This window comes from Streptomyces sp. Act143 (genome assembly GCF_003143935.1).
GTDB lineage: Bacteria > Actinomycetota > Actinomycetes > Streptomycetales > Streptomycetaceae > Streptomyces.
This window is the reverse complement of record NZ_QFRX01000001.1, coordinates 9,162,500-9,188,069: the sequence shown is the minus strand read 5'-3', so window position 1 is coordinate 9,188,069 and position 25,570 is coordinate 9,162,500. Positions and strand designations below refer to the sequence as shown.

Below are 25,570 nucleotides of genomic sequence, written 5' to 3'. Positions count from 1 at the left end.
CGGCGAAAGGTGTGGGCTGCCACGCCCTGTCCGATCATGGGACGGAGGTGACCCGATGACCGAAGTGCTCCTCCTGCTGCTGGCGATCCTGCTCTCCGTGGCCTGCGGTGCGTTCGTGGCCGCGGAGTTCTCGCTGACCACGGTCGAGCGCGGCGCGCTGGAGCGGGCCGCGGAGCGCGGCGAGCGGGGTGCCTCCGGGGCCCTGAAGGCCGTACGCAATCTGACCTTCCAGCTCTCCGGGGCGCAGCTCGGCATCACCGTCACCAACCTGGTGGTCGGCATGCTCGCCGAACCGTCCATCGCCAAGCTGATCGCCGGTCCGCTGGAGTCCCTCGGGCTCTCCGCCTCGACGGCCTCCTCCCTCGCGCTGGTGCTGGGTACGGCGCTGTCGACGGTGTTCCTGATGGTCGTGGGCGAGCTGGTGCCCAAGAACTGGGCCATCTCCGCGCCCCTGGCCGTGGCCAGGCGGGTGGGCAATGCACAGCGCTGGTTCAGCGCCGCCTTCCGGCCCTTCATCACGCATCTCAACAACACCGCGAACCGGGTCGTGCGGCGCCTGGGCGTGGAGCCCACCGAGGAGCTGGCCGCCGCGCGCGGGCCGCAGGAGCTGGCGGCGCTGGCCCGGTACTCCGCGAAGGAGGGCGCGCTGGAGGCCGACACCGCCGAACTCTTCGTACGGACCCTGAACCTCGCGGACCTCACCGCGGAGAACGTGATGACGCCGCGCGTGCAGGTCATCGCGCTGGACGCGCAGGCGACCTGCGAGGACGTCGCGAACGCCACGCGCGCGACCGGCCTGTCCCGCTTCCCGGTCTACCGCGGCAGCCTCGACGCGGTGGTGGGCACCGCGCACATCAAGGACGTCCTGGCGGTGCCGGCCGAGCGGCGCCCCCGGGTGCCCGTCTCCGAGCTGATGCGCGAGCCGCTGCTCGTCCCGCAGTCGCTCACCGTGGACCGGCTCCTGGACCGGCTGTCCGGCAAGCGCACGATGGCCGTGGTCATCGACGAGTACGGCGGCACGGCCGGGGTGGCGACGCTGGAGGACATCGTCGAGGAGGTCGTCGGCGAGGTCCGTGACGAGCACGACCCGCACGAAACGCCCGACCTGGCCGCCGCCGGCCGCGACGACGAGGGCCGGGTGCTGTACTCCGCCGACGGCGCGGCCCGGGTCGACCAGCTCGCGCGCGTGGGGCTGCGGGCACCCGAGGGGCCGTACGAGACGCTGGCGGGGCTGGTGGCGAGCGAGCTCGGCCGCATCCCCGTCGTCGGTGACACGGTCGAGGTCACCGGCTGGCGGCTGGACGTCGTGGACGCCTCGGGGCGCCGGGCCGCGCGCGTGCTGCTGCACGCCCCGCTCGGCGGGGCCCTGGAAGGGGAGGCCGGGGAATGACCGCCGTCCAGCTGCTGATCGGTTTCGCGACCCTCGTGGTCAACGCCTTCTTCGTGGGCGCCGAGTTCGCCCTGATCTCGGTGCGCCGCAGCCAGATCGAGCCGTATGCGGAGGGCGGCGACCGGCGCGCCAAGAGCGTGCTGTGGGGGCTGCGGCACGTGTCGGCGCTGCTGGCGGCCGCGCAGCTCGGCATCACCTTGTGCACCCTGGTCCTGGGTGTCGTGGCCGAGCCGGCGATCGCGCACCTGCTGGAGCCGGTGTTCCACGCCCTGGGCGTGCCGACGGGCGCCGGGCACGCGGTGTCGTTCGTCATCGCGCTGACCGTGGCGACCTATCTGCACATGCTGCTCGGCGAGATGGTGCCGAAGAACATCGCGCTGGCCGAACCGGTACGCAGCGCGCTGCTGCTCGGGCCGCCGCTGGTCGCCCTGGCCCGTGCGCTGCGCCCGGTGATCTTCGCCGTGAACGCCTTCGCCAACGCCCTGCTGCGTCTGCTGCGGATCGAGACCAAGGACGAGGTCACGGCGACCTTCTCGGACGCCGAGCTGGCCCGCCTGGTGAAGGACTCCGACGAGGCGGGCCTGATCGACGACCGCACCCGGGAGCGGCTGCACGACGCGCTGGAACTGGGCCGCCGCCCGGTGCGGGACGTGGTGCTCCCCCTGGAACGCGTCGTCTACGCGCGCGTGGGCGTCACTCCGGAGGAGCTGGAGCGGCTGTCGGGGGAGTCCGGGTTCTCCCGGTTCCCGGTCGTGGACGAGACCCGCCGGATCGTCGGCTATCTGCACGTGAAGGACGCGCTGGACGCGTCCCCGCGGGACGTGCCGTTCCGGGTGCGGGACATGCGGCCCATCGCGCGCGTGCGGGAGGGCACTCCGCTGGACGACGTGCTGACCGCGATGCGGCGCAGCCGGACCCATCTGGCGGCGGCGGTCGGGGACGACGGGCGGCTGGCGGGGCTGGTGACGATGGAGGACGTGCTGCGGCGGCTGTTCGGACAGCGGGCCTGAGCCGGCGGTCGCACCGAGGGGGACCGACCGGCGGGTATGTGCACGGGATACCATTTCTGTCGCCATGCAGAAGAACCCCACACACACCAGCCTGGTCGCGGTCGGCGACTCCTTCACCGAGGGCATGTCGGACCTGCTGCCGGACGGCTCCTACCGCGGCTGGGCCGACGTCCTCGCGGGCCGGATGGCCGCCCGCACGCCCGGTTTCCGCTACGCGAACCTCGCGGTGCGCGGCAAGCTGATCCAGCAGATCGTCGACGAGCAGGTCGATGTGGCGGCGGCCATGCAGCCCGACGTGATCACGCTGGTCGGCGGGCTGAACGACACCCTGCGCCCCAAGTGCGACATGGTCCGCGTACGGGATCTGCTGACCGAGGCCGTGGAGCGGCTCGCCCCGTCCTGCAAGCAGCTGGTCCTCATGCGCAGCCCCGGCCGCCAGGGCCCGGTCCTGGAACGCTTCCGCCCGCGCATGGAGGAGCTGTTCGGCTGCGTCGACGAGCTGGCCGAGCGGCACGGTGCCGTGGTCGTCGACCTGTACGGGGCGCCGTCGCTGAGCGACCCGCGCATGTGGGACGTGGACCGGCTGCACCTCACCCCCGAGGGACACCGCCGGGTCGCGGAGGCGGTCTGGCAGACACTCGGCTACGACCCCGAGGACACCGAGTGGCGCACCCCGATGGCGGCGACGGTGCCGCCCCGCTGGGTCGCCCGGCGCATCGCCGACGCCCGCTTCGCCAGGCAGCACCTGCTCCCCTGGATCGGGCGCCGGCTGACGGGCCGGTCGTCCGGGGACGGGCTGCCGCCGAAGCGGCCGGAGCTGCTGCCCTACCAGGACCCGACGGCCTGACCTGGCGTGACACAGGTCTCGTAGGTTCCGCCGAAGCCACCCGTGGCGCTGGCCTGCACGATTCGCCAGTAGAATCCGTACACGTGACTTCCGCTCCCGCCAAGCCCCGCATCCCCAACGTCCTCGCCGGACGCTACGCCTCCGCCGAGCTCGCCACGCTCTGGTCGCCCGAGCAGAAGGTGAAGCTGGAGCGGCAGCTCTGGCTCGCCGTGCTGCGGGCCCAGAAGGACCTCGGCATCGAGGTCCCGGACGCGGCGATCGCCGACTACGAGCGTGTCCTCGACACCGTCGACCTGGCCTCCATCGCCGAGCGCGAGAAGGTCACGCGGCACGACGTCAAGGCGCGGATCGAGGAGTTCAACGACCTCGCCGGGCACGAGCACGTCCACAAGGGCATGACCTCGCGCGACCTCACCGAGAACGTCGAGCAGCTCCAGATCCGGCTCTCCCTGGAGCTGATGCGCGACCGTACGGTGGCCGTGCTGGCCCGCCTGGGCAAGCTGGCCGGGGAGTACGGCGAGCTGGTCATGGCCGGCCGCTCCCACAACGTGGCCGCGCAGGCCACGACGCTGGGCAAGCGTTTCGCGACCGCCGCCGACGAGCTGCTCGTGGCGTACGGCCGGGTCGAGGAACTGCTCGGCCGCTATCCGCTGCGCGGCATCAAGGGCCCGGTCGGCACCGCCCAGGACATGCTGGACCTGCTGGGCGGGGACGCCGGCAAGCTGGCCGACCTGGAGGACCGGATCGCGCGGCACCTGGGCTTCTCGCAGGCGTTCACCTCGGTCGGCCAGGTCTACCCGCGGTCGCTGGACTACGAGGTCGTCACCGCGCTGGTGCAGCTGGCGGCGGCGCCTTCGTCCCTGGCCAAGACCATCCGGCTGATGGCCGGGCACGAGCTGGTGACCGAGGGCTTCAAGCCGGGCCAGGTCGGTTCCTCGGCCATGCCGCACAAGATGAACACGCGGTCCTGCGAGCGCGTCAACGGCCTGATGGTCATCCTGCGCGGCTACGCGTCGATGACCGGTGAGCTGGCGGGCGACCAGTGGAACGAGGGCGACGTGTCCTGCTCGGTGGTGCGCCGGGTCGCGCTGCCGGACGCGTTCTTCGCCCTCGACGGCCTGCTGGAGACGTTCCTGACGGTGCTGGACGAGTTCGGCGCCTTCCCGGCCGTCGTGGCCCGGGAGCTGGACCGCTACCTGCCGTTCCTCGCCACCACCAAGGTGCTGATGGGCGCGGTGCGCGCGGGCGTCGGCCGTGAGGTCGCGCACGAGGCGATCAAGGAGAACGCCGTGGCCTCGGCCCTCGCGATGCGCGAGCAGGGTGCCGAGCGCAACGAACTCCTCGACAAGCTGGCCGCCGACGAGCGCATCCCGCTCGACCGGGCCCAGCTGGACGCGCTGATGGCCGACAAGCTGTCCTTCACGGGCGCCGCGGCCGACCAGGTCGGCGTGGTCGTCGGCCGGATCGAGGAGATCGCGAAGCAGCACCCGGAGGCCGCCGGTTACACCCCCGGAGCCATCCTCTGACGCGCTTCACCGCTGCCGAGTTGGAGGCCGCCCGCGACCGTCTGGTACCGGACGTCGTCGCGGACGGTCTCCACGTGCTGTTCTGCGGGATCAATCCCGGTCTGATGACCGCCGCGACGGGCCATCACTTCGCCCGCCCCGGCAACCGCTTCTGGCCGGTGCTGCATCTGTCCGGGTTCACCCCGCGGCTCCTGAAGCCGTCGGAGCAGCAGGAGTTGCTGGGCTACGGGCTCGGCATCACCAATGTCGTGGCGCGGGCGACCGCGCGGGCCGACGAGCTGAGCGCGGAGGAGTACCGCGAGGGCGGGCGGCAACTGGCGCTGAAGGTGGCGCGGTTGCGGCCGCGTTGGCTTGCGGTGGTCGGTGTCACGGCGTACCGGGCAGCGTTCGACGACAAGAAGGCACAGGTGGGCCCGCAGGAGCGGACGATCGGGGACACACGCGTGTGGGTGCTGCCGAATCCGAGCGGGCTGAACGCGCACTGGACGGCGGCGACCATGGCCGAGGAGTTCGGCCGGCTGCGGGTGGCGGCGGAGACGGTCTGAGACCTCACGGCGGGGCCGTCTCCGTGACGGCGACCCATACCCGCGGCTGGTTCTCCTCGTCCTGGTCGGCCACCGCCAGGGTGACCCGGCGGATGCCGTCGGACAGGTCCCACGTGCGCACGTCGATGGCCAAGGCCGTGAGCGTCGCCCAGGGTTCGGGTATCTCCTCGCCCCGCCCGAGGCGCTCCGCCAAGGTCACGGTCCCCCAGCGTGCCGCCTCTCCCCATCTCTGTGTGAGCCGCTCGACGAGCGCAGCCTCGTAGGCGTAGCAGTCGCTCGCGTCCGGCCAGTCCCCCGGCCCTAACCACGCCGTGTGGTAGCGGTCCCGCTTCGCGGGGAAGTCCCGGGCGCACAACAGGTCGATCAGGGCGAGGTCCTCGGCGATGTCCATGTGATCCAGTAAACCGGGCCCCACTGACAACTGGCGTGCCGTCAGGCGTCCCTGCGCCGCACGCTCCAGGCGCCCGCGAGGAGCGCCGCCGCGGTCCACAGCGCGGTCACGGTGAGCCCGGACCACGGCCCCAGCGGACCGTCGTACGTCTCGTGCAGCACCACCTGTCCCGCTCTGTCGGGCATGAAGTCGGTGAGGTCGCCGGGCACGTCCCCGATCACGAAGGAGACGACGAGGATGAACGGGATCAGCAGGGACAGCGCGCCCACCCCGCTGCGCAGCAGTGCCGCCAGGCCCGCCGCGAACAGCGCCATCAGCATCAGGTAGACGCCGCAGCCCACGACGCCGCGGGCCTGTTCGCCCGCGCTGAGTCCGCTCGCCGCGTCGCCAAGGCCCGCGCGGGCGACGACGAGGGCGGCGAAGGCGGTGACCAGGCCGACCGCCAGCGCCGGTACGGCGATGGCGGTGAGCTTGGCCGCGAACCACCGTCCGCGCTGCGGCACCGCGGCGAGGGACAGCCGGAGCCCACCCCCGTGGAACTCCGAGGACACGGCCATCGCGCCGAAGGAGATCGCGGCGATCTGCCCGGGCATCGCCCCGGACAGCGCCATGAACAGCGGGTCGAATTCGGGGTCGGACGTCTCGGAGACGCCGGCGATCGCGGAGAACGCCGTGGTCGCCGCGAACAGCGCCGCCAGCGCCCCGAGCAGGGAGCGCATCGAGCGGATCTTCAGCCACTCGGCGTGGAGGACGGGAACGAACGGCATCTCAGGCCTCCTGCGGCTGTGCGGTGAACTCGGTCTCGGCGGCGGTGAGGTCCAGGTAGGCCTGCTCCAAGGTGCCCTCCTCGGCGGCCAGTTCGAGGAGGGGGACGCCCGCGGCGGAGGCGAGGCGTCCGATGTCGTCCACGCGCGCGTGCTGCACGCGCCAGGAGCCGTCCTCGTGTTCGGCCGCGTCGTGCCCGTGCTCGGCGAGGACCGTCTTGAGGGCGGTGGGGTCGGTGGTGCGGATCCGTACGCTCGGGTGCACGCGTGCGTGGATGAACTCCCGCATCGGGGTGTCCGTGAGGAGCCTGCCGCGGCCCAGGACCACGAGGTGGTCGGCGAAGGACGCGGTCTCGTTCATGAGGTGGCTGGAGACCAGGACCGTGCGGCCCTCCCGCGCGAGCCGGCGCAGCAACGCGCGGATCCAGATGATGCCTTCGGGGTCGAGACCGTTGGAGGGCTCGTCGAGCATGACCACTCCTGGGTCGCCGAGCAGGGCGGCCGCGATGCCGAGCCGCTGCCGCATGCCCAGAGAGTACGTCTTCACCCGCCGCCGGGCCACCGCGGCGAGGCCGGTCTCCTCCAGCACCTCGTCCACGCGGCGGTCCGTGATGCGGTTGCTCGTGGCCAGCGTGCGCAGATGGTCGCGGGCGGTGCGCGAACCGTGCGCGGCCTGCGCGTCGAGCAGGGCGCCCACGTGGCGCAGGGGCTCGTGGAGGGCGGGGTAGGCGTGGCCACCGACCGTGGCGGTTCCCGAGGTCGGCCGGTCGAGGCCGAGGACGAGCCGCATGGTGGTGGACTTTCCGGCGCCGTTGGGGCCGAGGAAGCCGGTGACACGGCCGGGGAGGACGGTGAAGGTGAGGTCGTCCACGGCGCGCTTCGTGCCGTACTCCTTGGTGAGGGACTGGACTTCGATGCTGGTCATGGCAGCAGCCTGGCCGCCCGGGCCGGGCCGGGGCCTCCCCCGCCGGTGGAGATCGTCTCCCCCGTGCGGGGGAGGCTCGCTGTCAGTGGCGGCTGGCAGGATGACGGAATGGTCCGCTTGCTGCGCCCGCTCGGCCGGGCGGTGACGTACACACGGTTGCTGCACCTGTACATCGCGATCGTGTGGCCGTCCCTGTGGCTGTTCGTCGAGGAAGCCTGGTGGACCTGGGTGGTGGCGGGCGCGGTCCTCGTGCCGGTCGGGCTGGTGCCGGCGATGCGGACCGTGGAGGGGCTCCAGGCGAGGCTGCTGCTGACCGGTCACCGGCACGACAGCCGGAACACCGAGATCGTCGTCGCGCCGTCCGTGTCCTGGAGCGACCGGGGGCGGGTGGTGCTCTGGCTGCAGGCGCGGCTGCTGCTGGGCTGCGCCATCTCCATGTTCACCTTCAACCTCCTGCTCGCGGCCCTGGACTTGACGCTGTCCCCGTTCGGCGGCGACGCCGACGAGGGCGTGCTGTTCCTGCTCGACGGCCACCACTGGTGGCACCTGCTGCTGGTGCCGCCCGCGCTGGCCGTGCTGGCGGCCACCGTGGTCGGTTCGGGGCACCTGATCACGGCGCTCGCCCGCCGCCTTCTCGGCCCCTCCCCCGCCGACCGTCTCGCCGCCATGGAGGAGCGCACCGAACAGTTGCTGGAGCGCACCCGCATCGCCCGCGAACTGCACGACTCCATCGGCCACGCCCTGACCGTCGCGGTCGTCCAGGCGGGCGCCGCGCGGGCGGCGGGCGACCCGGCCTTCACCGACCGCGCGCTGGACGCCATCGAGGAGACGGGCCGGGCCGCCCTGGAGGACCTGGAGCGCGTGCTCGGCATCCTGCGCGAGTCGGAGCGCCCGGTCAGCAGCCGGCCGACGCTCACCGACGCCGATCGCCTGCTGGAGTCCGCGCGCGTGTCGGGCGCCAAGGTCGACGTCGACATGACCGGCCCCCTCGACACCGTGCCCGGGCCGGTCTCCCGCGAGGGCTATCGCATCCTCCAGGAGTCGCTGACCAACGTGCTGCGGCATGCGGGGGCCGTCCCGGTCCGGGTCCGGGTCGCGGTGGACGCGGGCTCGCTCCTCCTGGAGGTCCGCAATCCGCTCACCGCCGACGTCGCCGGGCCCGGCAGGGGCAGCGGGCTGCGGGGCATACGCGAGCGCGCGGCTCTGCTGGGCGGGCGGGCGCACACCGGGCCGGACCAGGGTGACTGGCAGGTGCGTGTGGAGCTGCCGGTGCGCTGATCTACGCTGGCCGGATGCCGGTCACCGTTCTCCTCGTCGACGACGAACCCCTCGTACGCGCGGGTCTGCGGGCGGTGTTGGAGGCCCAGCCCGACATCGAGGTGGTCGGGGAGGCGGCGGACGGGGCGGCGGTGATTCCGCTGGTGCGGCAGCTGCGGCCGGACGTGGTCGCCATGGACGTACGGATGCCGCTGCTGGACGGGATCGAGGCCACCCGCGCGGTGCTGCGGACGGTGCCGGAGCCGCCGAAGATCCTCGTGGTGACGACGTTCGAGAACGACGAGTACGTGTACGAGGCGCTGCGGGCCGGTGCCGACGGGTTCCTGCTGAAGCGGGCCCGGCCCGCCGAGATCGTGCACGCGGTACGGCTGGTCGCCGAGGGCGAGTCGCTGCTGTTCCCGGCGTCGGTGCGGCAGCTCGCCGCCGAGTACGGCGAGGGCGGCGGGAACCGTGCGGCCCGGGCCGTGATGGAGCGGGCGCAGCTGACCGAGCGGGAGGCCGAGGTGCTGCGGCTGATGGCGCGGGGCCTGTCGAACGCGGAGATCGCCGCCCGGCTGGTGGTGGGGACCGAGACGGTGAAGTCCCATGTGAGCGCCGTGCTGGCCAAGCTGGGCGCGCGGGATCGCACCCAGGCGGTGATCGCGGCGTACGAGTCGGGTTTCGTGGCACCGGGGTGAGGCACGACAGGGGCGGCCGAGCAGCGCCCCAAGGGGGCGCGGGGCTGTATCGCCATGCGGCTCCGCCGCGTGGGCGCACCCGTCCGCGACGGCGCCGCGGACGGAAATCGACCCGCCGCGGCCCCACCCGGTGGCGCGCCGGGTACGATCCGGCCAACACGCGCACGAGCTGGGAGGACGGACGTTGGGGCGGCTGACCGGCGGGGATCCCTCGCTGCTGCGGAGGATCAACTCCGCGGTGGTGCTGCACGCGCTGCGCGCCACGGACTGCGCGACGCTCACCGAGATCACCCGCGTGACGGGCCTGTCCCGGCCCACGGTCGAGGGCGTGGTCGAGGGGCTGATCGAGGCCGGGTACGTCGTCGAGAAGGCGGCGGACGAAAGCGTCGTACGGCGTCAGGGGCGGCCCGCGCGGCGGTTCCGGTTCCGGGCCGAGGCGGGTCATCTGCTGGGCCTCGACATCGGCTCGCACCGGGTGGCCGCGCTGCTGTCGGACCTGGACGGCCGGGTGCTCGGCGCCGTCGCGAAGGACGTGGCCGAGTCGGCCCCCGCCGACGAGCGGCTGGAGCGGCTGCGGACCGCGGTGGCGGAGCTGCTGCGCCGGGCCGGCGTCTCGCGCGGCTCGCTGCGGGCCGTGGGAGTGGCCTCACCGGGGATCGTGGAGGCGGACGGCACGGTACGGCTGTGCGCCGCGCTGCCGGAGTGGACCGGGCTGCGGCTCGGCGAACGGCTGAGCCGCTCCTTCAAGTGCCCGGTCCTGGTGGAGAACGACGCCAACGCCGCGGCGGTCGCCGAGCACTGGAAGGGCGCGGCGACCGAGTCCGACGACGTGGTGTTCGTGCTGGCCGGGCTGAGCCCGGGCGCGGGGTCGCTGATCGGCGGGCGGCTGCACCGGGGGTTCGGCGGGGCGGCCGGGGAGATCGGCGCGCTGCATCTACTGGGCCGTGAGGTGACGCCGGAGACGCTGCTGTCCACCACGGACGAGCCGCTGCACCCGCTCGACGAGCAGGCGGTCGCCGAGGTCTTCGCGCAGGCCCGTGAGGGCGATCAGCGGGCCCGCGCGGCCGTCGAACGCTTCATCCAGCGGCTCGTGCACGACGTGGCGGCGCTCGCCCTGGCCCTCGACCCGGAGCTGGTCGTGATCGGTGGCTGGGCGGCCGGTCTCGACGGCGTACTGGAGCCGCTGCGCCGGGAGTTGGCGCGTTACTGTCTGCGGCCGCCGAAGGTCACCCTGTCGCTGCTCGGCGAGGCGGCGGTGGCGACGGGGGCGCTGCGGCTGGCCCTGGACCATGTGGAGGAGCAGCTCTTCGCGGTGGAGGGCACGGTGACGGCACGCCGCTGACCGCCGCGGCGGCATGCCCTCGGACATGGCGCGCGCCCCGGAGCCTGTCCGGGGCGCGGCGTTTCGGCGCGACGGCGGGCGCGGCCGGTCAGGACGCCTGGCGCTGCGGGCCCGGGTGGATCTCCACGCTGCCGGAGTCGCCGAAGGTCAGCCGGCACGTGTCGGCACGGTAGGTGGCGACGGACAGCGCGGCCGTGCGGCCCCCCGCCAGGAAGCGGGTGGTGACGACGAGGACGGGTGCGCCCGGCAGCCGGTCGAGTTGCTTGGCGTCGTCCGCGCGGGCCGAGCCGAGTTCGACCGCGCTGTCCTGTCCCTCCAGCTCCAGGCGCTGCAACTCGCGCAGCACCGCACGCGCGCGTGCGGTCCCGGACGGGGCGTCGATGGCCGACAGGTCGGGCACCGACGACTGCGGGACGTAGAGCAGTTCCGCGGCGACGGGCTGGCCGTGTGTCATCCGGGAGCGGCGCACGATGTGCACGGGCTCCTCGTGGCCGGTCTCCAGCGCGGCGGCGACGGCGGCCGGCGGGATCTCCAGCGCGCTGTCGGTGAGCTGCCAGGCGTCGGTGGCGGTGCCCGGCCAGGCGTGCTGCTCGGTGCCGACGGCGACCCCCACGCGCGGCGGCGCGACCGTCGTACCGACGCCGCGGCGGCGCTGGAGACGGCCTTCCAGTTCGAGCTGTTCGAGGGCCTGGCGGAGTGTGGCGCGGGCGACGCCGAAGCGGGCGGCGAGGTCGCGTTCGTTGGGCAGGATCTCGCCCACGGAGAACTCGGAGTCCAGTGCCTCACTCAGCACGGTCTTCAGATGCCAGTACTTCGGTTCCGGCACCGATTCCAGTTGCGTGGTCCCCACCCTGTCCTCCGCAATCGCCGTGGTCCGGCGGCGTTTTAGCGCCCTTGTTTATTAAAGGTTGTTGCACTTCTCTGCGACCATAGGGCGGCCCCCACCCTTGGTCAAGACCAATCCTCGATCCCCCGGAGCACTCACAGGGACGGGGGCGCGCGGCGTTCATCGAGCGTTCGCACGCGGCGGTGTTCGTGACATGACGGCAAAGCCCCCGTCGCACCGGACGGGGGCTGTCGACCGGCGGGCCGCTAGGCGGAAAGCGATTGCAGCTTGTCAGGGTTGCGGACGACGTAGACCGACTGGATCACGCCGTCGGCGATGTCCACCTGGAAGACCGAGTCGGGCTTGCCGCCGGACAGGACCAGCACCGCGGGGCCGCCGTTGACCTCCACGAAGCGCCAGGACAGGTCCGGGATGCCCTTGCGGCCGGCGCCCACCAGGAAACGGCCCACATTGTCCGCGGTCTCGAGAATCCGCAGCGGGGCCTTCGACTTGCCGCCGCTGTCGCCGACGAGGCGGACGTCGGGGGCCAGCATCGACATGAGCCCCTCCAGGTCGCCCTCCGCGGCGGCGGCCAGGAAGCGCTCGGTGAGCTCCCGGCGCTGGACGGGGTCCACCTCGTAGCGGGGCCGGCGTTCCTCGACGTGCTTGCGGGCCCGCCCGGCGAGCTGGCGCACCGCGGGTTCCTCCCGCTCCAGCATCGCGGCGATGTCCGCGTACGGGTATCCGAAGGCCTCCCTGAGCACGAACACCGCGCGTTCCAGCGGCGAGAGCGACTCCAGGACGACCAGGACGGCGAGGGAGACCGAGTCGGCGAGGACAGACCGCTCCGCGGTGTCGGGGACGACGTCCCCGAAGTCGGTGACGTACGGCTCCGGCAGCCACGGGCCGACGTAGGCCTCGTTGCGCGCCTTGATGCGGCGGAGCCGGTCGATGGCGAGGCGGGTCGTGATCCGCACGAGGTAGCCGCGCGGCTCGCGCACGCCGTCCCGGTCGGCTCCGGACCAGCGGAACCATGCCTCCTGGACCACGTCCTCCGCGTCGGCCACCCGCCCCAGCATGCGGTAGGCCACTCCCATCAGCACGGGGCGGTGCTCTTCGAATACGTCGGTCACGGTGTCGGCGCTCACGGCACCATCCCATCCGACGCACCCCGCCCTGTCCAGGCGGAATCGGGGGGTCCGCGCCACAGGGGCTACCCGCCGGTAGCAATTGCTGACAAGCTGTCTACGCGCCATCCGCCAGCGACCCCGGACGAGGAGCACACCCCCATGACCGCCACCGTCTCTGTCAACGTCCCTTCCCCGCACGGCCCGCGGTCCGTGACGGTCGACTACGCGCGCGTGGGCAGCGGTGAGCCGCTGCTCTTGCTGCACGGCATAGGGCACCACCGGCAGGCATGGGACCCGGTCGTGGACATCCTGGCGACCGAGCGCGAGGTGATCGCCGTGGACCTGCCGGGCTTCGGCGCCTCCCCGGCGCTCCCGGACGGACTCTCGTACGACCTGGCCACCACCACCGCCGTGTTCCGCGCCCTCTGCGCGGAGCTGGAACTGGAAAGGCCGCATGTGGCGGGCAACTCGCTCGGCGGTCTGCTCGCCCTGGAACTCGGCCGGGAGAAGCTCGTGCGGTCCGTCACCGCACTGGCTCCCGCGGGATTCTGGTCGGAGGCCGAGCGGCGCTACGCCTTCAGCGTGCTGCTCGCCATGCGGGGGATCGCCCAGCAGATGCCGCTGCCCGTGGTCGAGCGGCTGTCCCGGTCGGCGGCCGGCCGGACCGCGCTGACGAGCACCATCTACGCCCGTCCGGGCCGCCGCTCACCCGAGGCCGTCGTCGCCGAGACGCTCGCGCTGGTGAACGCGACGGGCTTCGCCGAGACCCTCCGCGCGGGCGGCTCCGTCCGGTTCACGGACGACATTCCCGGTATCCCCGTCACCGTGGCCTGGGGCAGCAAGGACCGCATCCTGCTGCGCCGCCAAGGGGTCCGCGCCAAGCACGTCATCCCCAAGGCCCGCCTCGTGCGGCTGCCCGGATGCGGCCACTGCCCGATGAACGACGACCCGGCGCTCGTCGCGCGCGTGATCCTCGACGGCAGCCGCTGAGGTCTTCCGGTTCCTCGCGAACGCACCCGATCCGAGGGCGACCCCGGCGCCGACCAGGCCACTGCCCACGGCCTGGGCGGCGCCGTACGCCCCGGTGCCGACGAGCGGGGCGGTGCAGGCGGCGGCGACCGGGATGAGACCGGAGAAGAGCGTGGCGCGCTCCGCGCCGATCCGCTGCATGCCCATGTACCAGCAGACGAAGCCGACGACCGTGACGACGGCCGCCTGCCACAGCAGCGCGGCGGCCTCGGTGCCGCCGGGCCGGCGCAGCCACGCGGTGCCGTCCAGGAGGAGCCCCGCCGCCAGGGACTCGGCCGCGGCGACGCCGCACACCGTGGCGGACAGCAGCCGCGGGCCCAGGGGACGCAGCACGGGCACGGCGAGCACCGCGAAGCCGACCTCGCCGGCGAGCGCGCACACGGAGAAGGCGAGGCCGACCCCGTCCGTACGCCCCCAGCCCTGGACGGCGAAGGCCCCGACGGCCACGAGCAACGCCCCGTACAGGACGGTACGTTGCGGCCGACGCCCGTCGAGCGCCGGGACGACGACGGCCACCACGACAGGGGCGCAGCCCACGAAGACGCCGGGAACGGCGGGTTCCGCGGTCCGCTCGGCGGCGATGACGGCCATGTTGAAGCCGACCATGCCGATGGCCGCGAGGAGCGCGAGGCGGCCCCATGAGCGCGGCCCCAGCGCCCGCAGCCGGATCGAGGCACCCCGGCCGGCGAGGGGCAGGAGCAGCAGACAGGCCAGCCCGTAGCGGAGGAACTGGCCGCCCGCGTACGGGTAGTCGCCGAGCTTGCTGTTGGCCGTGAAGGACGCGCCGACGAGGACGCACGCGAATGCGGCGAGCAGGGTTCCGCGGGTGGTGGCGTTCATGAGAGTGACGCTAGGAAGGGGGGCGGTCCGGTTTAAGGTCCATTGACGGGACATGATCGGGGACCAATCGGGATCGGTGACGGGGAGGGCGGGTGCGGGTGTCGGGCTCGGGGGGACGTGGTGACTCGGTGCGGGTGTCGGGCTTGGGAGGACCTGGCGGCTCGGCGCGGGTGCCGGAATCGGGAGAAGCAGATGACCCGGGGCCGGTGTCGGGCTTGGGAGGACCTGGCGGCTCGGCGCGGGTGCCGGAATCGGGAGAAGCAGATGACCCGGGGCCGGTGACGACCCCGGGAAGAGCAGATGACCCGGCGCAGGAGTCGGGATCGCAGGGACCCGGTGGCTCGGTTGCCTGGGAGGTGCTGTTGCTTCCGGCTGTTTCCGCGCCCGCACGCGCGCGTGGGCGGTCGTTGCAGGCGGCGCTGCGGGAGGCCGTGCGGTCGGGACGGCTCGCAGCCGGGACCCGGCTGCCGTCGAGCCGGGATCTCGCGGCCGACCTCGGGGTCTCACGGGGTCTGATCACCGAGGCGTACGAGCAGTTGACGGCGGAGGGGTATCTGCGCAGCGGCCGGGGCGCGGGTACCTGGGTGGGCGGTGCCGTACGGGCCGCCCCGCCACGCGCGCGTGACCTCGCACCCCGTCCGCCCGGTGCCCGGGCCGACTTCGTGCCGGGGAGCCCGGACCTGTCGCTGTTCCCCAGGACCGCCTGGGCCGCGGCACAGCGCGCGGTGCTGGCGGAGCTGCCGCACCACGAGCTCGGCTATCCCGACCCGCGCGGCCTGCCCCGGCTGCGCACCGCGCTGGCCGAACTGCTCGTGCGCCGCCGGGGCGTGGTCGCCGATCCGGAACGGATCGTGGTGGTCTCCGGGGTGGCCCAGGCGACGACCCTGCTCGGCTTCGCGCTCCACGCGCGCGGGTTGCGCACGGTGGGCGTGGAGGATCCGGGCAGCCCCCAGCACGACGACCTGTACGCGGCCGCCGGCGTCACCCCGGTACCCGTACCGCTGGACGGGGAAGGGCTCGCGCTGGAGCCGCTGCGGGCGTCGGGCGTCCGCGCGGTCGTGACGACGCCCGCCCACCAGTACCCCACCGGCATCGCCTGCTCCGCGCGGCGCCGGGCCGAACTGCTCGACTGGGCACGGTCCGTGGACGGGTACCTCCTGGAGGACGACTACGACGGCGACTTCCGCTACGACCGCGCCCCCGTCGGCGCGCTCCAGGGGCTCGACCCGGAGCGGGTGGCCTACGCGGGCTCGGTCAGCAAGTCCCTCGCCCCGGGGCTGCGGCTCGGCTGGCTGCTCGTACCGGAGTCGCTCGCCGACGAGGTGATCGAGCGCAAGCGGACCATGGACCTCGGCCACCCCACCCTCGACCAGGCGGCCTTCACCCGGTTCGTGGAGCGCGGCGACTACGACCGGCAACTGCGCCGCTGCCAGCACGCCTACCGCGAGCGGCGCGACACGCTGGTGGCCGCGCTGGCGGAGCACTTCCCCGGCTCGCGGGTGTCCGGGATCGCCGCCGGACTGCACGTCATCGCCACGCTGCCGCAGCGGTACGGACCCGAAGAGCGCTTCCTCGCCCGGGTGGCGGCGGCCGGGGTGACCGTGCGCCCCCTGTCGGCGTGCATGCACCTGCGCGCCGGCGACTCCGCGGAGGTGCGGCTGGTGATCGGTTACGCGCACCTCTCCCCCGCACGCATCCGTGAGGGCATACGGCTGATGGCCGGCGCGGGCTCCTGACGACCGCCCGGCGCCGAGGACCGGACACGCGCGCGTCCCGTGTCCCGAACGGCGGTTCCCTTGCGAATGCGGTCAGTTGTTCACTTGTGGTTTCCGTGTGCGCTGCGGCGCACCAGTAGTCATGGCATCGCACACTGGCCGGATCCCGTCCCTGGAGGCGCATCCATGTCACATCGTCCGTTCCCCGGCCGCCGCAGCGTGCTGCGCGGCTCCCTGGTCGCGTCGGCGGCCCTGGCCCTGCCCGGCGCGGTCGGCGCGGCACCGGCGTTCGCCCTGTCCGGGCGCCCCGAGGCGGGGTGGGGTGTGCAGACGGGAGACGTGACCGCGCACTCCGGGCTGGTGTGGGTGCGGTCCGACCGTCCCGCGCGGATGATCGTCGAGACGTCGGCGACCGAGTCGTTCCGCAATGCCCACCGCTGGTACGGCCCGCTGCTCGGCGCCGGCACGGACTTCACCGGCACCACCCGGCTGCACGGCCTCCCGGCGGGCGAGCAGATCCACTACCGGGTGCTGCTCGCCGACCCGGACGACCCGCGCCGTACCGGCGAGCCGGTCACCGGCACCTTCCGCACGGCGCCGGCCGGGCGCCGGGACGGCGTGCGCTTCCTGTGGTCGGGCGACCTGGCGGGTCAGGGCTGGGGCATCAACCCGGACTTCGGCGGCTTCACGATCTACAACGCGATGGCCGCGCTCGACCCCGACTTCTTCCTGTGCAGCGGCGACAACATCTACGCCGACGGCCCGATCTCGGCGACGGCCGCGCTGCCCGACGGCAGCGTCTGGCGGAACGTCACGACCGAGGAGAAGTCGAAGGTCGCGGAGACGCTGGCCGAGTTCCGCGGCAACTTCCGCTACAACCTGCTCGACGAGAACCTGCGGCGCTTCAACGCGCAGGTGCCGTCGATCATCCAGTGGGACGACCACGAGGTGCGCAACAACTGGTACCCCGGCGAGGTGATCGCGAGCACGGACACGCGGTACACGGAGAAGAGCGTCGACGTGCTGGCGGCGCGGGCCCGGCGGGCGTTCGGGGAGTATTTCCCGGTCTCCACGCTGCCGACGGGTGCCCGGGAGGGCCGGGTGTACCGGGTGCTGCGGCAGGGGCCGCTGCTGGACGTGTTCGTGCTGGACATGCGGACGTACCGCAACGCCAACTCGGCCGGTGACCAGACCGCGGACCCGCAGGGCATCCTCGGCCGCGAGCAGTTGGAGTGGCTGAAGCGGGAGTTGTCGCGGTCGCGTGCGGTGTGGAAGGTGATCGCCTCCGACATGCCGCTGGGGCTGGTCGTGCCGGACACCACCGAGGGCAAGGCCAACATCGAGGCGGTGGCCCAGGGCGACCCGGGCGCGCCGCTCGGGCGTGAGCTCCAGATCGCCGAGCTGCTGCGGCACATCAAGCACCGGCGGATCACCGGCACGATGTGGCTGACGGCCGACGTGCACCACACCTCCGCGCAGCACTACCAGCCGTCACGGGCCGCCTTCACGGACTTCGAGCCGTTCTGGGAGTTCGTTTCGGGTCCCCTGAACGCGGGTGCCTTCCCGGCGAGCACGCTCGACAACACCTTCGGCCCGGAGCGGGTGTTCGTGAAGGCACCGACCGCCTCGAACGTCTCCCCGGCCGGTGGCTACCAGTTCTTCGGCGAGGTCGACATCGACGGCGACAGCGGCGAGCTGACGGTCCGGCTGCGCGAACAGGACGGCACCGTGCTGTTCACGCAGACGCTCCAGCCGGGCCGAGTGGGCCAGTAACCCCCGTCGGCTCCCGTACCCTCGACGGCGGGCCGCGTACCGGCGTCATCCCCCGGTACGCGGCCTGTGAACTGCCCTTTTCGCAGGGCGTTTTCGCAGGGTCTCCCGCGGGGCGTCCCGCTGGGCCCCTTCCCCGTGCGTCCTCGCAGGTCAGGGCCGATTGTCAGTGGTCGCCTCTACGGTTTTTCCATGACGCGATCTTTGCAGGCCGTGGCCTATCGCCGACCCTCCGCGCTGGAGTCCGTGCCGGGAGGACAGCGCCTGGGACTGGAGACCTCACGGGGTGCGACGCCGTCGGGCGTGACCGACCATCCTCGGTTCTTCTCGGGCTTCCTGACGTCCCCTCAGGTGGCGTCCGCAGGCCTGCTCGCGGTCGCGGACGTGGCGGCGGCCCGCTACTACCAGCGGCAGCTGCGCGCCTCGCTCGATCCGGTGGTGACGGGCAACGGCGACCGGCTGCGCTTCGAGTCCTTCTCGGGCTGCGGCGGGGTGTACGCCCGGCTGGACGTCCTGGAGGCGGGCCTCGACGGCGGCGCGGTGGGGCACGGCACCACCAACGTCGACGTGAACAACCCCCTGCGCGAGGCCCTGTCACGGATCGGTGCGGACGATCCGCTCTATCTGCGGGTCGGACCGGAGGAGTTGGCCGTGACCACGCTGGACGGTCCGGTCGTGGAGAAGAAGGTGCCGCTCCCCGACCGCTGGCTCCGGGGGTTCGCGGAGGCGCAGGTGATCGCGGCGGGCTTCGACCTGCGGGCCGAGCTGTCCGCCGCCGAGGCAGTGCGGTTCCTGCGCTCCCTGCCGCGCGGAAGTGCGCGGAGCGGCCCCCGCTGGGTGGTGCCGGCGGGCGGCGGGCTGCGTCCCACGACGCGCGCGGTGCCGGGCGCCGTGTGCCTGCCCGGCCCGGAGCGGCTGATCGCTTTGCAGCGGGTGCTCCGGTACGCGACCGCCCTGCGGGTGTACGGCCCCGCGGTGGCGTCGGGTACCGGCGCGACGGCCGGCGCCTGGGAGGCCGTCCTGCCGGGCATGCGGCTCACGCTCACGCTCTCTCCGGACGCCGCGCGCGGCTTCTCCGGCGAAGGCGGTGTCCTGGACGCGCTCGCCACCGACGAGGCCGCCGAGGACGCGGAGCTGATCTCGGTGCTGCTGGCCTGGGAGCCCCGCGTCGACGTCGCCGACCTCGCCGCGGCGGCGGGTCTGACGCCCGAGCGGGTCCGCGGCGCCCTGGTGCGCCTGGGCACCTCGGGCCGGGTCGGGTACGACACGGCGGAGGCGGCCTACTTCCACCGCGAGCTGCCGTACGACGGCGAGCGCGTCGAGCGCCACAACCCCCGGCTGCGCTCGGCCCGGGCGCTGGTGGCGGCGGGCGCGGTCGCGCTGGACGGCGCCGGGGGCACGGTGACGGCGGAGGACGGCCATGTGCACCGGGTGCGGGACACAGCGGGCGTGCTGACGTGCAGCTGCGTGTGGTGGGCGAAGTACCGGGGCGGGCGCGGTCCGTGCAAGCACGCGCTGGCGGTGCGGATGGTGCGGCGGGGCGCCGCGGTGCAGCGGGAGACGGTGCGAGTCGACGGGGGTGCGCGATGAACGCGCTGATGGACGCGGTGCGAGCGGGGCGGACCAGTGAGCTGCCGGGCCTGCTGGACGGGATGACGGACGCCGAGCGGAGGGCGGTCTTCCCCGAGGTGAGGGAGCTGCGCAAGGAGCTCAGGGCCGATCGCTGGGGCGGGCAGGCCCGGCGCGCCTACCCGGCGCTCCAGGTGGCCGGGGCGGCCTGCCAGACCGGTGCGGCCGCGGTCGCGAACTGGCTGGCGGCCGCCGACATGCGCTGGTGGCAGGCGCCCCCGGCGGTGCTGATCGACGTCCTGGCGGATCGCGAACCCGACTGGCTCGCCGATGTGGTGCACCGGCTCGCCCAGCGCCCGCCGAGTGCGCGGGTGCCGTACGAGCTGATGGCGGGGCTGGTCCGGCTCTCGGCCTGCCAGGTCCCCACGACGCAGGCCTATGTGGAGGGCTGGATGCGGCACATGGGCAGCGTCTGGCAGCGCGGCGACACGATGCTCGCCCGGCTGCGCAAGGACCCGCACCTGCCGGAGCTCGTGGCCGCGCTGTTCGAGACGGACGACGTCGGCGGCACCCTCCAGTGGCCCGCCGAGGACGGCCCCGACAGCTGGACCGGCGCGCTGGCGCAGCTCACCGCCGAGGGTGCGCTGGAGCGCGGGGTGACGGTCCACGCGTGCGTGGCGCGGCTGTTGCGTGGCGGATCGACCGCCGATCACCGGGGCTTCCTGCGTCTTCTCAAGGCCCTCGACCTCACCCGCGACGAGGAGCGGGCGCGTACGGCGGAGTGGCTGGCGCTGGCCGCGGACGCCCCCTCGGTGGTGGCCGCGCACGCGCAGTCGGTGCTGGGCCGCCTCGCTCTGGACGGCGAGTTGTCCGCGCGCCTGCTGGCCGAGATGTCGAGCGGGGTGCTGTTCCGCACCGAGAAGAAGCTCGTCCGCTCCCAGCTCGTCCTGCTGGGCAAGGCCGTGACGCGCGACGCCGCCACCGCCGACGAGTTGCTTCCCGCCGCCGCGCAGGCGTTCGGGCACGAGGACTCGGACGTCCAGGAGCGGGCCCTGAAGCTGGTGGAACGGCACATGAAGAAGGCGGGTACCGAGGCACGCCGCGAACTCGCTCTGGCCGCACAGCAGTTGATTCCCACCCTGCGCACCAGGGCGTTCGTCTCGCTGGACGCGGCCCCGGTAGTCCTGGAACCGGTGGTGTACGAGGAGGTGCTGCCACCGGCGCCGGAGCCGGTGCGGCTGGCGCCCGCTCCCGAGTCGGTGGCCGAACTCGCCGAGGAGGTCGGGGCGCTGCTGGTGTCCGGCGGTGACGTGGCGGCGTTCGAGCGCACCCTGGACGGGCTGGTGCGCCATGCCCACGCCGACCGGGAGGGTCTGGTCGAGGCCCTCGGCCCGGTCGTGGCACGGCTGTGGTGGGCCACCGCCGACGTCGAACAGGTCCGGGAGAGCACGTATTTCAGCAACTACCCGCCCCTCCACCTCGTCCTCGCCACGCTGCTGGGCAAGGTCCGGACGGCGGCGCTCCACGCGGCCGTCGTCCAGGGGACGCCGGGACAGACTTGTGTGCACAGCGCCCTCGACCGGGCCTTTCGGGCGCGGATCTCCGAAGTGGCGTACCGGGTGCGGACCGACCCGCTGCCGTTCCTGCTGTCCACCCCGACCTGGAGCACGGGTCTGCTGGAGCCCGACGAGCTGGTGGAGCGACTCGACGGTTACCGGCGGCTGGGGGCCCGCCCCTCGGACGCGGACTTCGCGCAGGCGCTGCTGCGGGTGCGGCGCGGGGACCGGACGGCGGCGGCCTCGGCCGCGGAGCGCGCGGCGGCCCTCGGCACCGCGGAAGGCACCAGGCTCGCCGATTGGCTCGCCTCCGGTGGCCCGCAGCTCCCGGTCGGTTGGCGGCGTACGCCCCACGCCCGCATCCTGGTCGAGTTCGATCAGATCGAGGAGTTGCAGGACGACTTCCCGCGTGAGTTCCGGCCCCTGGGACGGCCGGTGAGCGTCTATCGCGACCGCTGGCACTGCTACCACTGGGACGACTCGATACGTCCGCACTGGCTCGCCCTGCTCCCCGAGCGCCGGGAACTCGTCGCGGCCCGGATACTCCGCGACCTGTCCACGGTCGCCGTCGAGGACACACGCGGTGCCGCGGCCGTGCTGCCGCTGCTCGCCGAGTCCGGCGGCGAGGCGGGCGACGCCGTTCACCTGTGCGTGGCGTACGGACTCGGCGCCCGCCATGAGGAGGACCGGCTCGCCGCGGTGGACGCGCTGCTGGTGCTCGCCGCGCGGGGGCAGCTCGATACGGAGCTGCTGGGCGCGGACCTGGGGACGTTGGTCCGGGGCGGGGCGGTGAAGCCGCTGCGGCTGGCCGACGCGCTGCGCACGGCGGCGTCGACGGGGGCGAACGCCACCATCTGGGGGCTGCTGCGTCACACCCTGCCGCCGCTGCTCGACGACCTCGCGACCGGCGGGCCGGACGGGCAGGCCGCCAGGAGCCGGGGACTCGGGGAACTGCTGGCGGTGGCCGCGGAGTGCGCCGAGCGGTCCGGGGCGCGGGGTGAACTGCCGCATCTGGCCGGCGCGGCGGCCCGGCGCGGTTCGTCCCGGCTGGTGACGCAGGCGCGGCGGCTGCACGGGGCGTTGACCGAGGAGGCGGCAGCGTGACATGGACGTAAGGAAACCGGCAAAAACCCAGATTTTGTCTTTACCGCCCGGTCACAAACCGTTCGTGATCACGCAACACCGTTCCTTCACAGTGGCTGCATGAGTCGAGAAATGTCTGATGTGACGCGTGCGAAGCACGGCCGTCCGGTCCACCACTGGCGCCGGGACGTCATCGAACTGGCCGCGCTGTTCACGGCCGTCGCGGTGGCGGACGCCGTCGCCAATGTGATCGGGCACGGGCCCGACGGCCCGGAGCTGCTGCTGGTGTCGGCGGTCGTGCTGGTCGCCACGGCGGCGTTCCACACATGGTGGGCACGCCGCCATGGTCATGCGCCGCCGGTGAGCGATACCGGTGCCCGGCCGACCTCCTCGCAGGCGCAGGCCGGGCCGTCCGCCGACACCGGGGAGAGCGTGTTGTGGCGGATGCGGACGACAGTGAAGGACGAGCCGGGATCGCTGGCCGCGCTGTGCACGGCGCTGGCCGGACACCGGGTCGACATTCTCAGCCTCCAGACGCATCCGCTGGCCGAGGGCACGGTGGACGAGTTCCTGCTGCGGGGCCCCGGTGAGCTGTCGGCCGCGGAGATCACCCGGGCCGTCGCGCAGGCCGGCGGTGCCGGCACGTGGATCGAGCGGGCCGACGCCCACGACCTGGTCGACGCGCCGACACGGGTGCTCGGCCTCGCCGCGCGGACCGCTTTGGACGCGGCGGAACTTCCGCTGGCCCTCCGGCAGTTGCTGGGGCGGTGCACCATCAGGTCGCTGCCCGGCACGCCTGCCGGAGGGGGACGTGGTCCGCAGAGCGTGCCCGTGGAAGGGGTGCTGGAGGACACCGTGATGAGGCTGCGGGCACCGGAAGGCGGAGTGATCACCGTGGAGCGGCCGTATCTGCCGTTCACCCCGACCGAGTTCGCCCGGGCGCGGGCCCTCGTGGAGCTGGACACGGTCCTGGGACCGCGGGTGCCGCGCAGCCAGGACGTGCTGACACTGCCCGAGGGGAACGACATCACGGTGCGCCGGGCGGACACCGGCGACCTGGAGGCCGCGAAGGCGATGCACGAGCGGTGCAGTCCGCGGACCCTGTCGTTGCGCTATCACGGGCCGGTCGGTGACGCCGACCGGTACCTCAACCACCTGCTCAGCCCGCGGTTCGGGCGGACCCTGGCCGTTCAGACCGCGTCGGGTCGGCTGGTCGGACTCGGCCACCTCCTGTGGGACGGGGACGAGACCGAGGTGGCACTCCTCGTCGAGGACGAGTGGCAGGGGCGCGGTGTCGGGGCGGAGCTGCTGCGCAGGCTGGTGGGGATGGCCGTGGAGGCCCGGTGCGAGAGCGTCTATGCGGTGACGCAGTCGTCCAACACCGGGATGGTGGCGGCCATGCGCGGGCTGGGCCTCCCCCTCGACTACCAGATCGAGGAGGGGACCCTGGTCATCACCGCGCGGCTGGCTCCGCAGGATGTGGTGGAGCAGGTGAGCGCGGGATCGCCCGAGCGCCGGGGGGACTAGGGCGTGTCGCGAGAATGCCGTCTGCCGCCCGACGCCTGGCACGCCCTAGGGCTGGAAGGCGGGCGCGGGTGAGCTCTGGCTGGTCGCGCGGTTCCCCGCGCCCCTGAGGGGCATGCCCCCGAGCGCGCCCTCAAGATCCGCCCACAGATCCTCCACGTCCTCCAGGCCCACCGACATCCGCAGCAGGCCCTCGCTCACCCCGGCGTTCCGTCGGTCGTCCGCATCCACGATGCGATGGCTGATGGACGCCGGATGCTGGATCAGGGTGTCGACGCTGCCGAGGCTCACCGCCGGGGTGATCAGGCGGACGCTCGCGATCACCTCGTGCGGGTCGCCGTGCACCTCGAAGGCGATCATCGCGCCGCCGATGCGCGGGTAGTGGACGCGGGCGACGCGCGGGTCGGCGGCGAGGCGGCGGGCCAGTTCGGCGGCGGTCGCGGAGGCCGCGTGGACGCGGACCGGCAGCGTCGACAGACCGCGCAGGAGGAGATAGCCGGCCAGCGGGTGGAGCACGCCGCCGGTGGCGAAGCGGACCTGGCGCAGCCGGCCGGCGAACTCCTCGTCACAGGCCACGACGCCCGCCATCACGTCGCCGTGGCCGCCGAGGTATTTGGTGGCGCTGTGCAGCACCAGCCGGGCCCCCTGCTCGGCGGGGCGCTGGAGCACGGGCGTGGCGAAGGTGTTGTCGGCGAGCAGCGGCACCGTGCCGCAGGCGTGGGCGACCGCACGCAGGTCCACCTCGGCGAGCGTCGGATTCGCCGGGGACTCGACCATGACCAGCCCGGTGTCGGGGCGCAGGGCGTCGGCGATGCCGGCCGGGTCCGTCCAGGTCACCTCGGAGCCGAGGAGGCCGGCGGTCAGGAGGTGGTCGCTGCAGCCGTACAGGGGGCGGACGGCGACCACATGGCGCAGGCCCATCGCTCCCCGTACCAGAAGGACCGCGCTCAGCGCGGCCATGCCGCTGGCGAAGGCGACCGCGGCCTCGGTGCCCTCCAGTCGGGCCAGGGCGGTCTCGAAGCGGGCGACGGTCGGATTGCCGAGGCGCCCGTAGACGGGCGGGCCGTCGGGGTCGGCGCCGGTGGCGGCGAAGGCGTCGATGCGGGCGGCCTCGCCGCGGCTGTCGTACGAGGGGTAGGTGGTCGACAGGTCGATGGGCGGGGCGTGCAGTCCCTGCCGGGCGAGGTCGTCGCGGCCGGCGTGGACGGCCTCGGTGGCCAGGGCTCTCGTGGGCTCAGGCGTCGTCTCCATGCGGGAAAGGGTGAACACCGGCCGGGCATCCAGGGCCGGGGGCCGTGTTACGTTCGGGCCATGGCCGAATCTGTCGTACTGGATCCGGTGGACCTCCATCTTCTGCGGCTGTTGCAGAACGACGCCCGGACCACCTACCGCGATCTCGCCGCCCAGGTGGGGGTCGCGGCGTCGACCTGTCTGGACCGGGTGACCCGGCTGCGGCGGGCCGGCGTGATCCTCGGCCATCAGTTGCGGCTGGACCCGGCGAAGCTCGGGCGCGGCCTTCAGGCACTGCTGTCGGTGCAGGTCAGGCCACATCGGCGGGAGTTGGTGGGCCCGTTCGTGGAGCGGATCAGGGCGCTGCCGGAGTCGCGCACCGTCTTTCACCTGACCGGTCCCGACGACTATCTCGTCCATGTCGCGGTCGCGGACATGACGGATCTGCAGCGGCTGGTCCTCGACGAGTTCACGGCCCATCGCGAAGTGGCCCGGGTCGAGACCCGGTTGATCTTCCAGCAGTGGGACTGCGGGCCCCTGCTCCCGCCTACGCCCTCGGCTCAATCCGGGTGACGTGCGGCATGTCCTCGTATGAGGATGGGC

At 73.3% G+C, this 25,570-nt stretch carries 21 protein-coding genes and 1 pseudogene; 15 read left to right on the top strand and 7 right to left on the bottom strand.

The window, feature by feature from the left end; genetic code table 11:
* The first annotated feature begins 55 nt into the window (after positions 1-55).
* The 5 genes from DI272_RS42000 to mug all read left to right on the top strand — a co-directional run bounded on the left by DI272_RS42000 (position 56) and on the right by mug (position 5,318).
* Complete coding sequence (locus DI272_RS42000; RefSeq protein ID WP_109500393.1) at positions 56-1,390, top strand: hemolysin family protein; 1,335 nt, start codon at positions 56-58, stop codon at positions 1,388-1,390.
* The gene (locus DI272_RS41995; protein ID WP_109500392.1) at positions 1,387-2,400 is read left to right on the top strand and encodes a hemolysin family protein; all 1,014 of its coding nucleotides are present in this window, start codon (positions 1,387-1,389) and stop codon (positions 2,398-2,400) included. Before DI272_RS42000 ends, DI272_RS41995 begins: the two co-directional genes overlap by 4 nt.
* Before the next feature lie 64 nt (positions 2,401-2,464).
* Positions 2,465-3,247, top strand: a complete 783-nt coding sequence (locus DI272_RS41990; protein WP_109500391.1) for an SGNH/GDSL hydrolase family protein — start codon at positions 2,465-2,467, stop codon at positions 3,245-3,247.
* Positions 3,248-3,330: 83 nt separating this feature from the next.
* The gene (gene purB / locus DI272_RS41985) at positions 3,331-4,773 is read left to right on the top strand and encodes an adenylosuccinate lyase (RefSeq protein ID WP_109500390.1); all 1,443 of its coding nucleotides are present in this window, start codon (positions 3,331-3,333) and stop codon (positions 4,771-4,773) included.
* Positions 4,770-5,318 carry a G/U mismatch-specific DNA glycosylase gene (gene mug / locus DI272_RS41980; RefSeq protein ID WP_109500389.1) on the top strand — a complete coding sequence of 183 codons (549 nt, stop codon included), beginning with the start codon at positions 4,770-4,772 and terminating at the stop codon, positions 5,316-5,318. The genes purB and mug overlap by 4 nt, the downstream gene beginning before the upstream one ends.
* A gap of 4 nt (positions 5,319-5,322) precedes the next feature.
* Here the strand turns inward: mug and DI272_RS41975 are convergent, their stop codons facing one another.
* From DI272_RS41975 to DI272_RS41965, 3 genes are read right to left on the bottom strand one after another with little or no spacing between them, the layout of a single operon-like run.
* Entirely contained in the window at positions 5,323-5,709 is a 387-nt protein-coding gene (locus DI272_RS41975) for a hypothetical protein (protein WP_109501317.1), read from the bottom strand.
* 41 nt (positions 5,710-5,750) lie between these two features.
* Positions 5,751-6,476, bottom strand: coding sequence for an ABC transporter permease (locus DI272_RS41970; RefSeq protein WP_109500388.1), 726 nt, complete (start codon positions 6,474-6,476; stop codon positions 5,751-5,753).
* Between the two features lies 1 nt (position 6,477).
* Positions 6,478-7,398 (bottom strand): ABC transporter ATP-binding protein, encoded by a 921-nt coding sequence (locus DI272_RS41965; protein WP_109500387.1) that lies wholly within the window; start codon positions 7,396-7,398, stop codon positions 6,478-6,480.
* Between the two features lie 108 nt (positions 7,399-7,506).
* On the opposite strand from DI272_RS41965, the gene DI272_RS41960 reads away from it, so the two are divergent.
* From DI272_RS41960 to DI272_RS41950, 3 genes are all read left to right on the top strand, one after another.
* The gene (locus DI272_RS41960) at positions 7,507-8,676 is read left to right on the top strand and encodes a sensor histidine kinase (RefSeq protein WP_109500386.1); all 1,170 of its coding nucleotides are present in this window, start codon (positions 7,507-7,509) and stop codon (positions 8,674-8,676) included.
* A gap of 14 nt (positions 8,677-8,690) precedes the next feature.
* On the top strand, positions 8,691-9,353 hold the full coding sequence (locus tag DI272_RS41955) for a response regulator transcription factor (RefSeq protein ID WP_109500385.1): 663 nt from the start codon (positions 8,691-8,693) through the stop codon (positions 9,351-9,353).
* Positions 9,354-9,537: 184 nt separating this feature from the next.
* Positions 9,538-10,695, top strand: a complete 1,158-nt coding sequence (locus DI272_RS41950) for an ROK family transcriptional regulator (RefSeq protein WP_097261073.1) — start codon at positions 9,538-9,540, stop codon at positions 10,693-10,695.
* A gap of 88 nt (positions 10,696-10,783) precedes the next feature.
* On the opposite strand, the gene DI272_RS41945 is transcribed toward DI272_RS41950, so the two are convergent.
* Positions 10,784-11,545, bottom strand: coding sequence for a GntR family transcriptional regulator (locus DI272_RS41945; protein ID WP_109500384.1), 762 nt, complete (start codon positions 11,543-11,545; stop codon positions 10,784-10,786).
* A gap of 242 nt (positions 11,546-11,787) precedes the next feature.
* Complete coding sequence (locus DI272_RS41940; RefSeq protein WP_109500383.1) at positions 11,788-12,669, bottom strand: RNA polymerase sigma-70 factor; 882 nt, start codon at positions 12,667-12,669, stop codon at positions 11,788-11,790.
* A gap of 141 nt (positions 12,670-12,810) precedes the next feature.
* Between DI272_RS41940 and DI272_RS41935 the strand changes: the two genes are divergently transcribed.
* The gene (locus DI272_RS41935) at positions 12,811-13,641 is read left to right on the top strand and encodes an alpha/beta fold hydrolase (protein ID WP_109500382.1); all 831 of its coding nucleotides are present in this window, start codon (positions 12,811-12,813) and stop codon (positions 13,639-13,641) included.
* Between the two features lie 93 nt (positions 13,642-13,734).
* On the opposite strand, the pseudogene DI272_RS41930 reads toward DI272_RS41935, so the two are convergent.
* A pseudogene (locus DI272_RS41930) lies at positions 13,735-14,520 on the bottom strand (DMT family transporter); the annotation flags it as partial.
* A gap of 356 nt (positions 14,521-14,876) precedes the next feature.
* Here DI272_RS41930 and DI272_RS41925 point away from each other — a divergent pair.
* The 5 genes from DI272_RS41925 to DI272_RS41905 all read left to right on the top strand — a co-directional run bounded on the left by DI272_RS41925 (position 14,877) and on the right by DI272_RS41905 (position 23,740).
* Positions 14,877-16,256: a PLP-dependent aminotransferase family protein gene (locus DI272_RS41925; protein ID WP_258314831.1), complete on the top strand. Its 1,380-nt coding sequence runs from the start codon at positions 14,877-14,879 to the stop codon at positions 16,254-16,256.
* 165 nt (positions 16,257-16,421) lie between these two features.
* Positions 16,422-18,008: an alkaline phosphatase gene (locus DI272_RS41920; RefSeq protein ID WP_109500380.1), complete on the top strand. Its 1,587-nt coding sequence runs from the start codon at positions 16,422-16,424 to the stop codon at positions 18,006-18,008.
* A 189-nt stretch (positions 18,009-18,197) separates the two neighbouring features.
* Positions 18,198-19,595 (top strand): SWIM zinc finger family protein, encoded by a 1,398-nt coding sequence (locus DI272_RS41915; RefSeq protein ID WP_109500379.1) that lies wholly within the window; start codon positions 18,198-18,200, stop codon positions 19,593-19,595.
* On the top strand, positions 19,592-22,234 hold the full coding sequence (locus DI272_RS41910; RefSeq protein WP_109500378.1) for a DUF6493 family protein: 2,643 nt from the start codon (positions 19,592-19,594) through the stop codon (positions 22,232-22,234). The genes DI272_RS41915 and DI272_RS41910 overlap by 4 nt, the downstream gene beginning before the upstream one ends.
* Before the next feature lie 111 nt (positions 22,235-22,345).
* The gene (locus tag DI272_RS41905; protein WP_109500377.1) at positions 22,346-23,740 is read left to right on the top strand and encodes a GNAT family N-acetyltransferase; all 1,395 of its coding nucleotides are present in this window, start codon (positions 22,346-22,348) and stop codon (positions 23,738-23,740) included.
* Positions 23,741-23,785: 45 nt separating this feature from the next.
* On the opposite strand, the gene DI272_RS41900 is transcribed toward DI272_RS41905, so the two are convergent.
* Positions 23,786-24,988: a PLP-dependent aspartate aminotransferase family protein gene (locus tag DI272_RS41900; protein ID WP_109501316.1), complete on the bottom strand. Its 1,203-nt coding sequence runs from the start codon at positions 24,986-24,988 to the stop codon at positions 23,786-23,788.
* Positions 24,989-25,048: 60 nt separating this feature from the next.
* On the opposite strand from DI272_RS41900, the gene DI272_RS41895 reads away from it, so the two are divergent.
* Positions 25,049-25,540, top strand: coding sequence for an Lrp/AsnC family transcriptional regulator (locus tag DI272_RS41895; protein ID WP_109500376.1), 492 nt, complete (start codon positions 25,049-25,051; stop codon positions 25,538-25,540).
* The last annotated feature ends 30 nt before the right edge of the window (positions 25,541-25,570 follow it).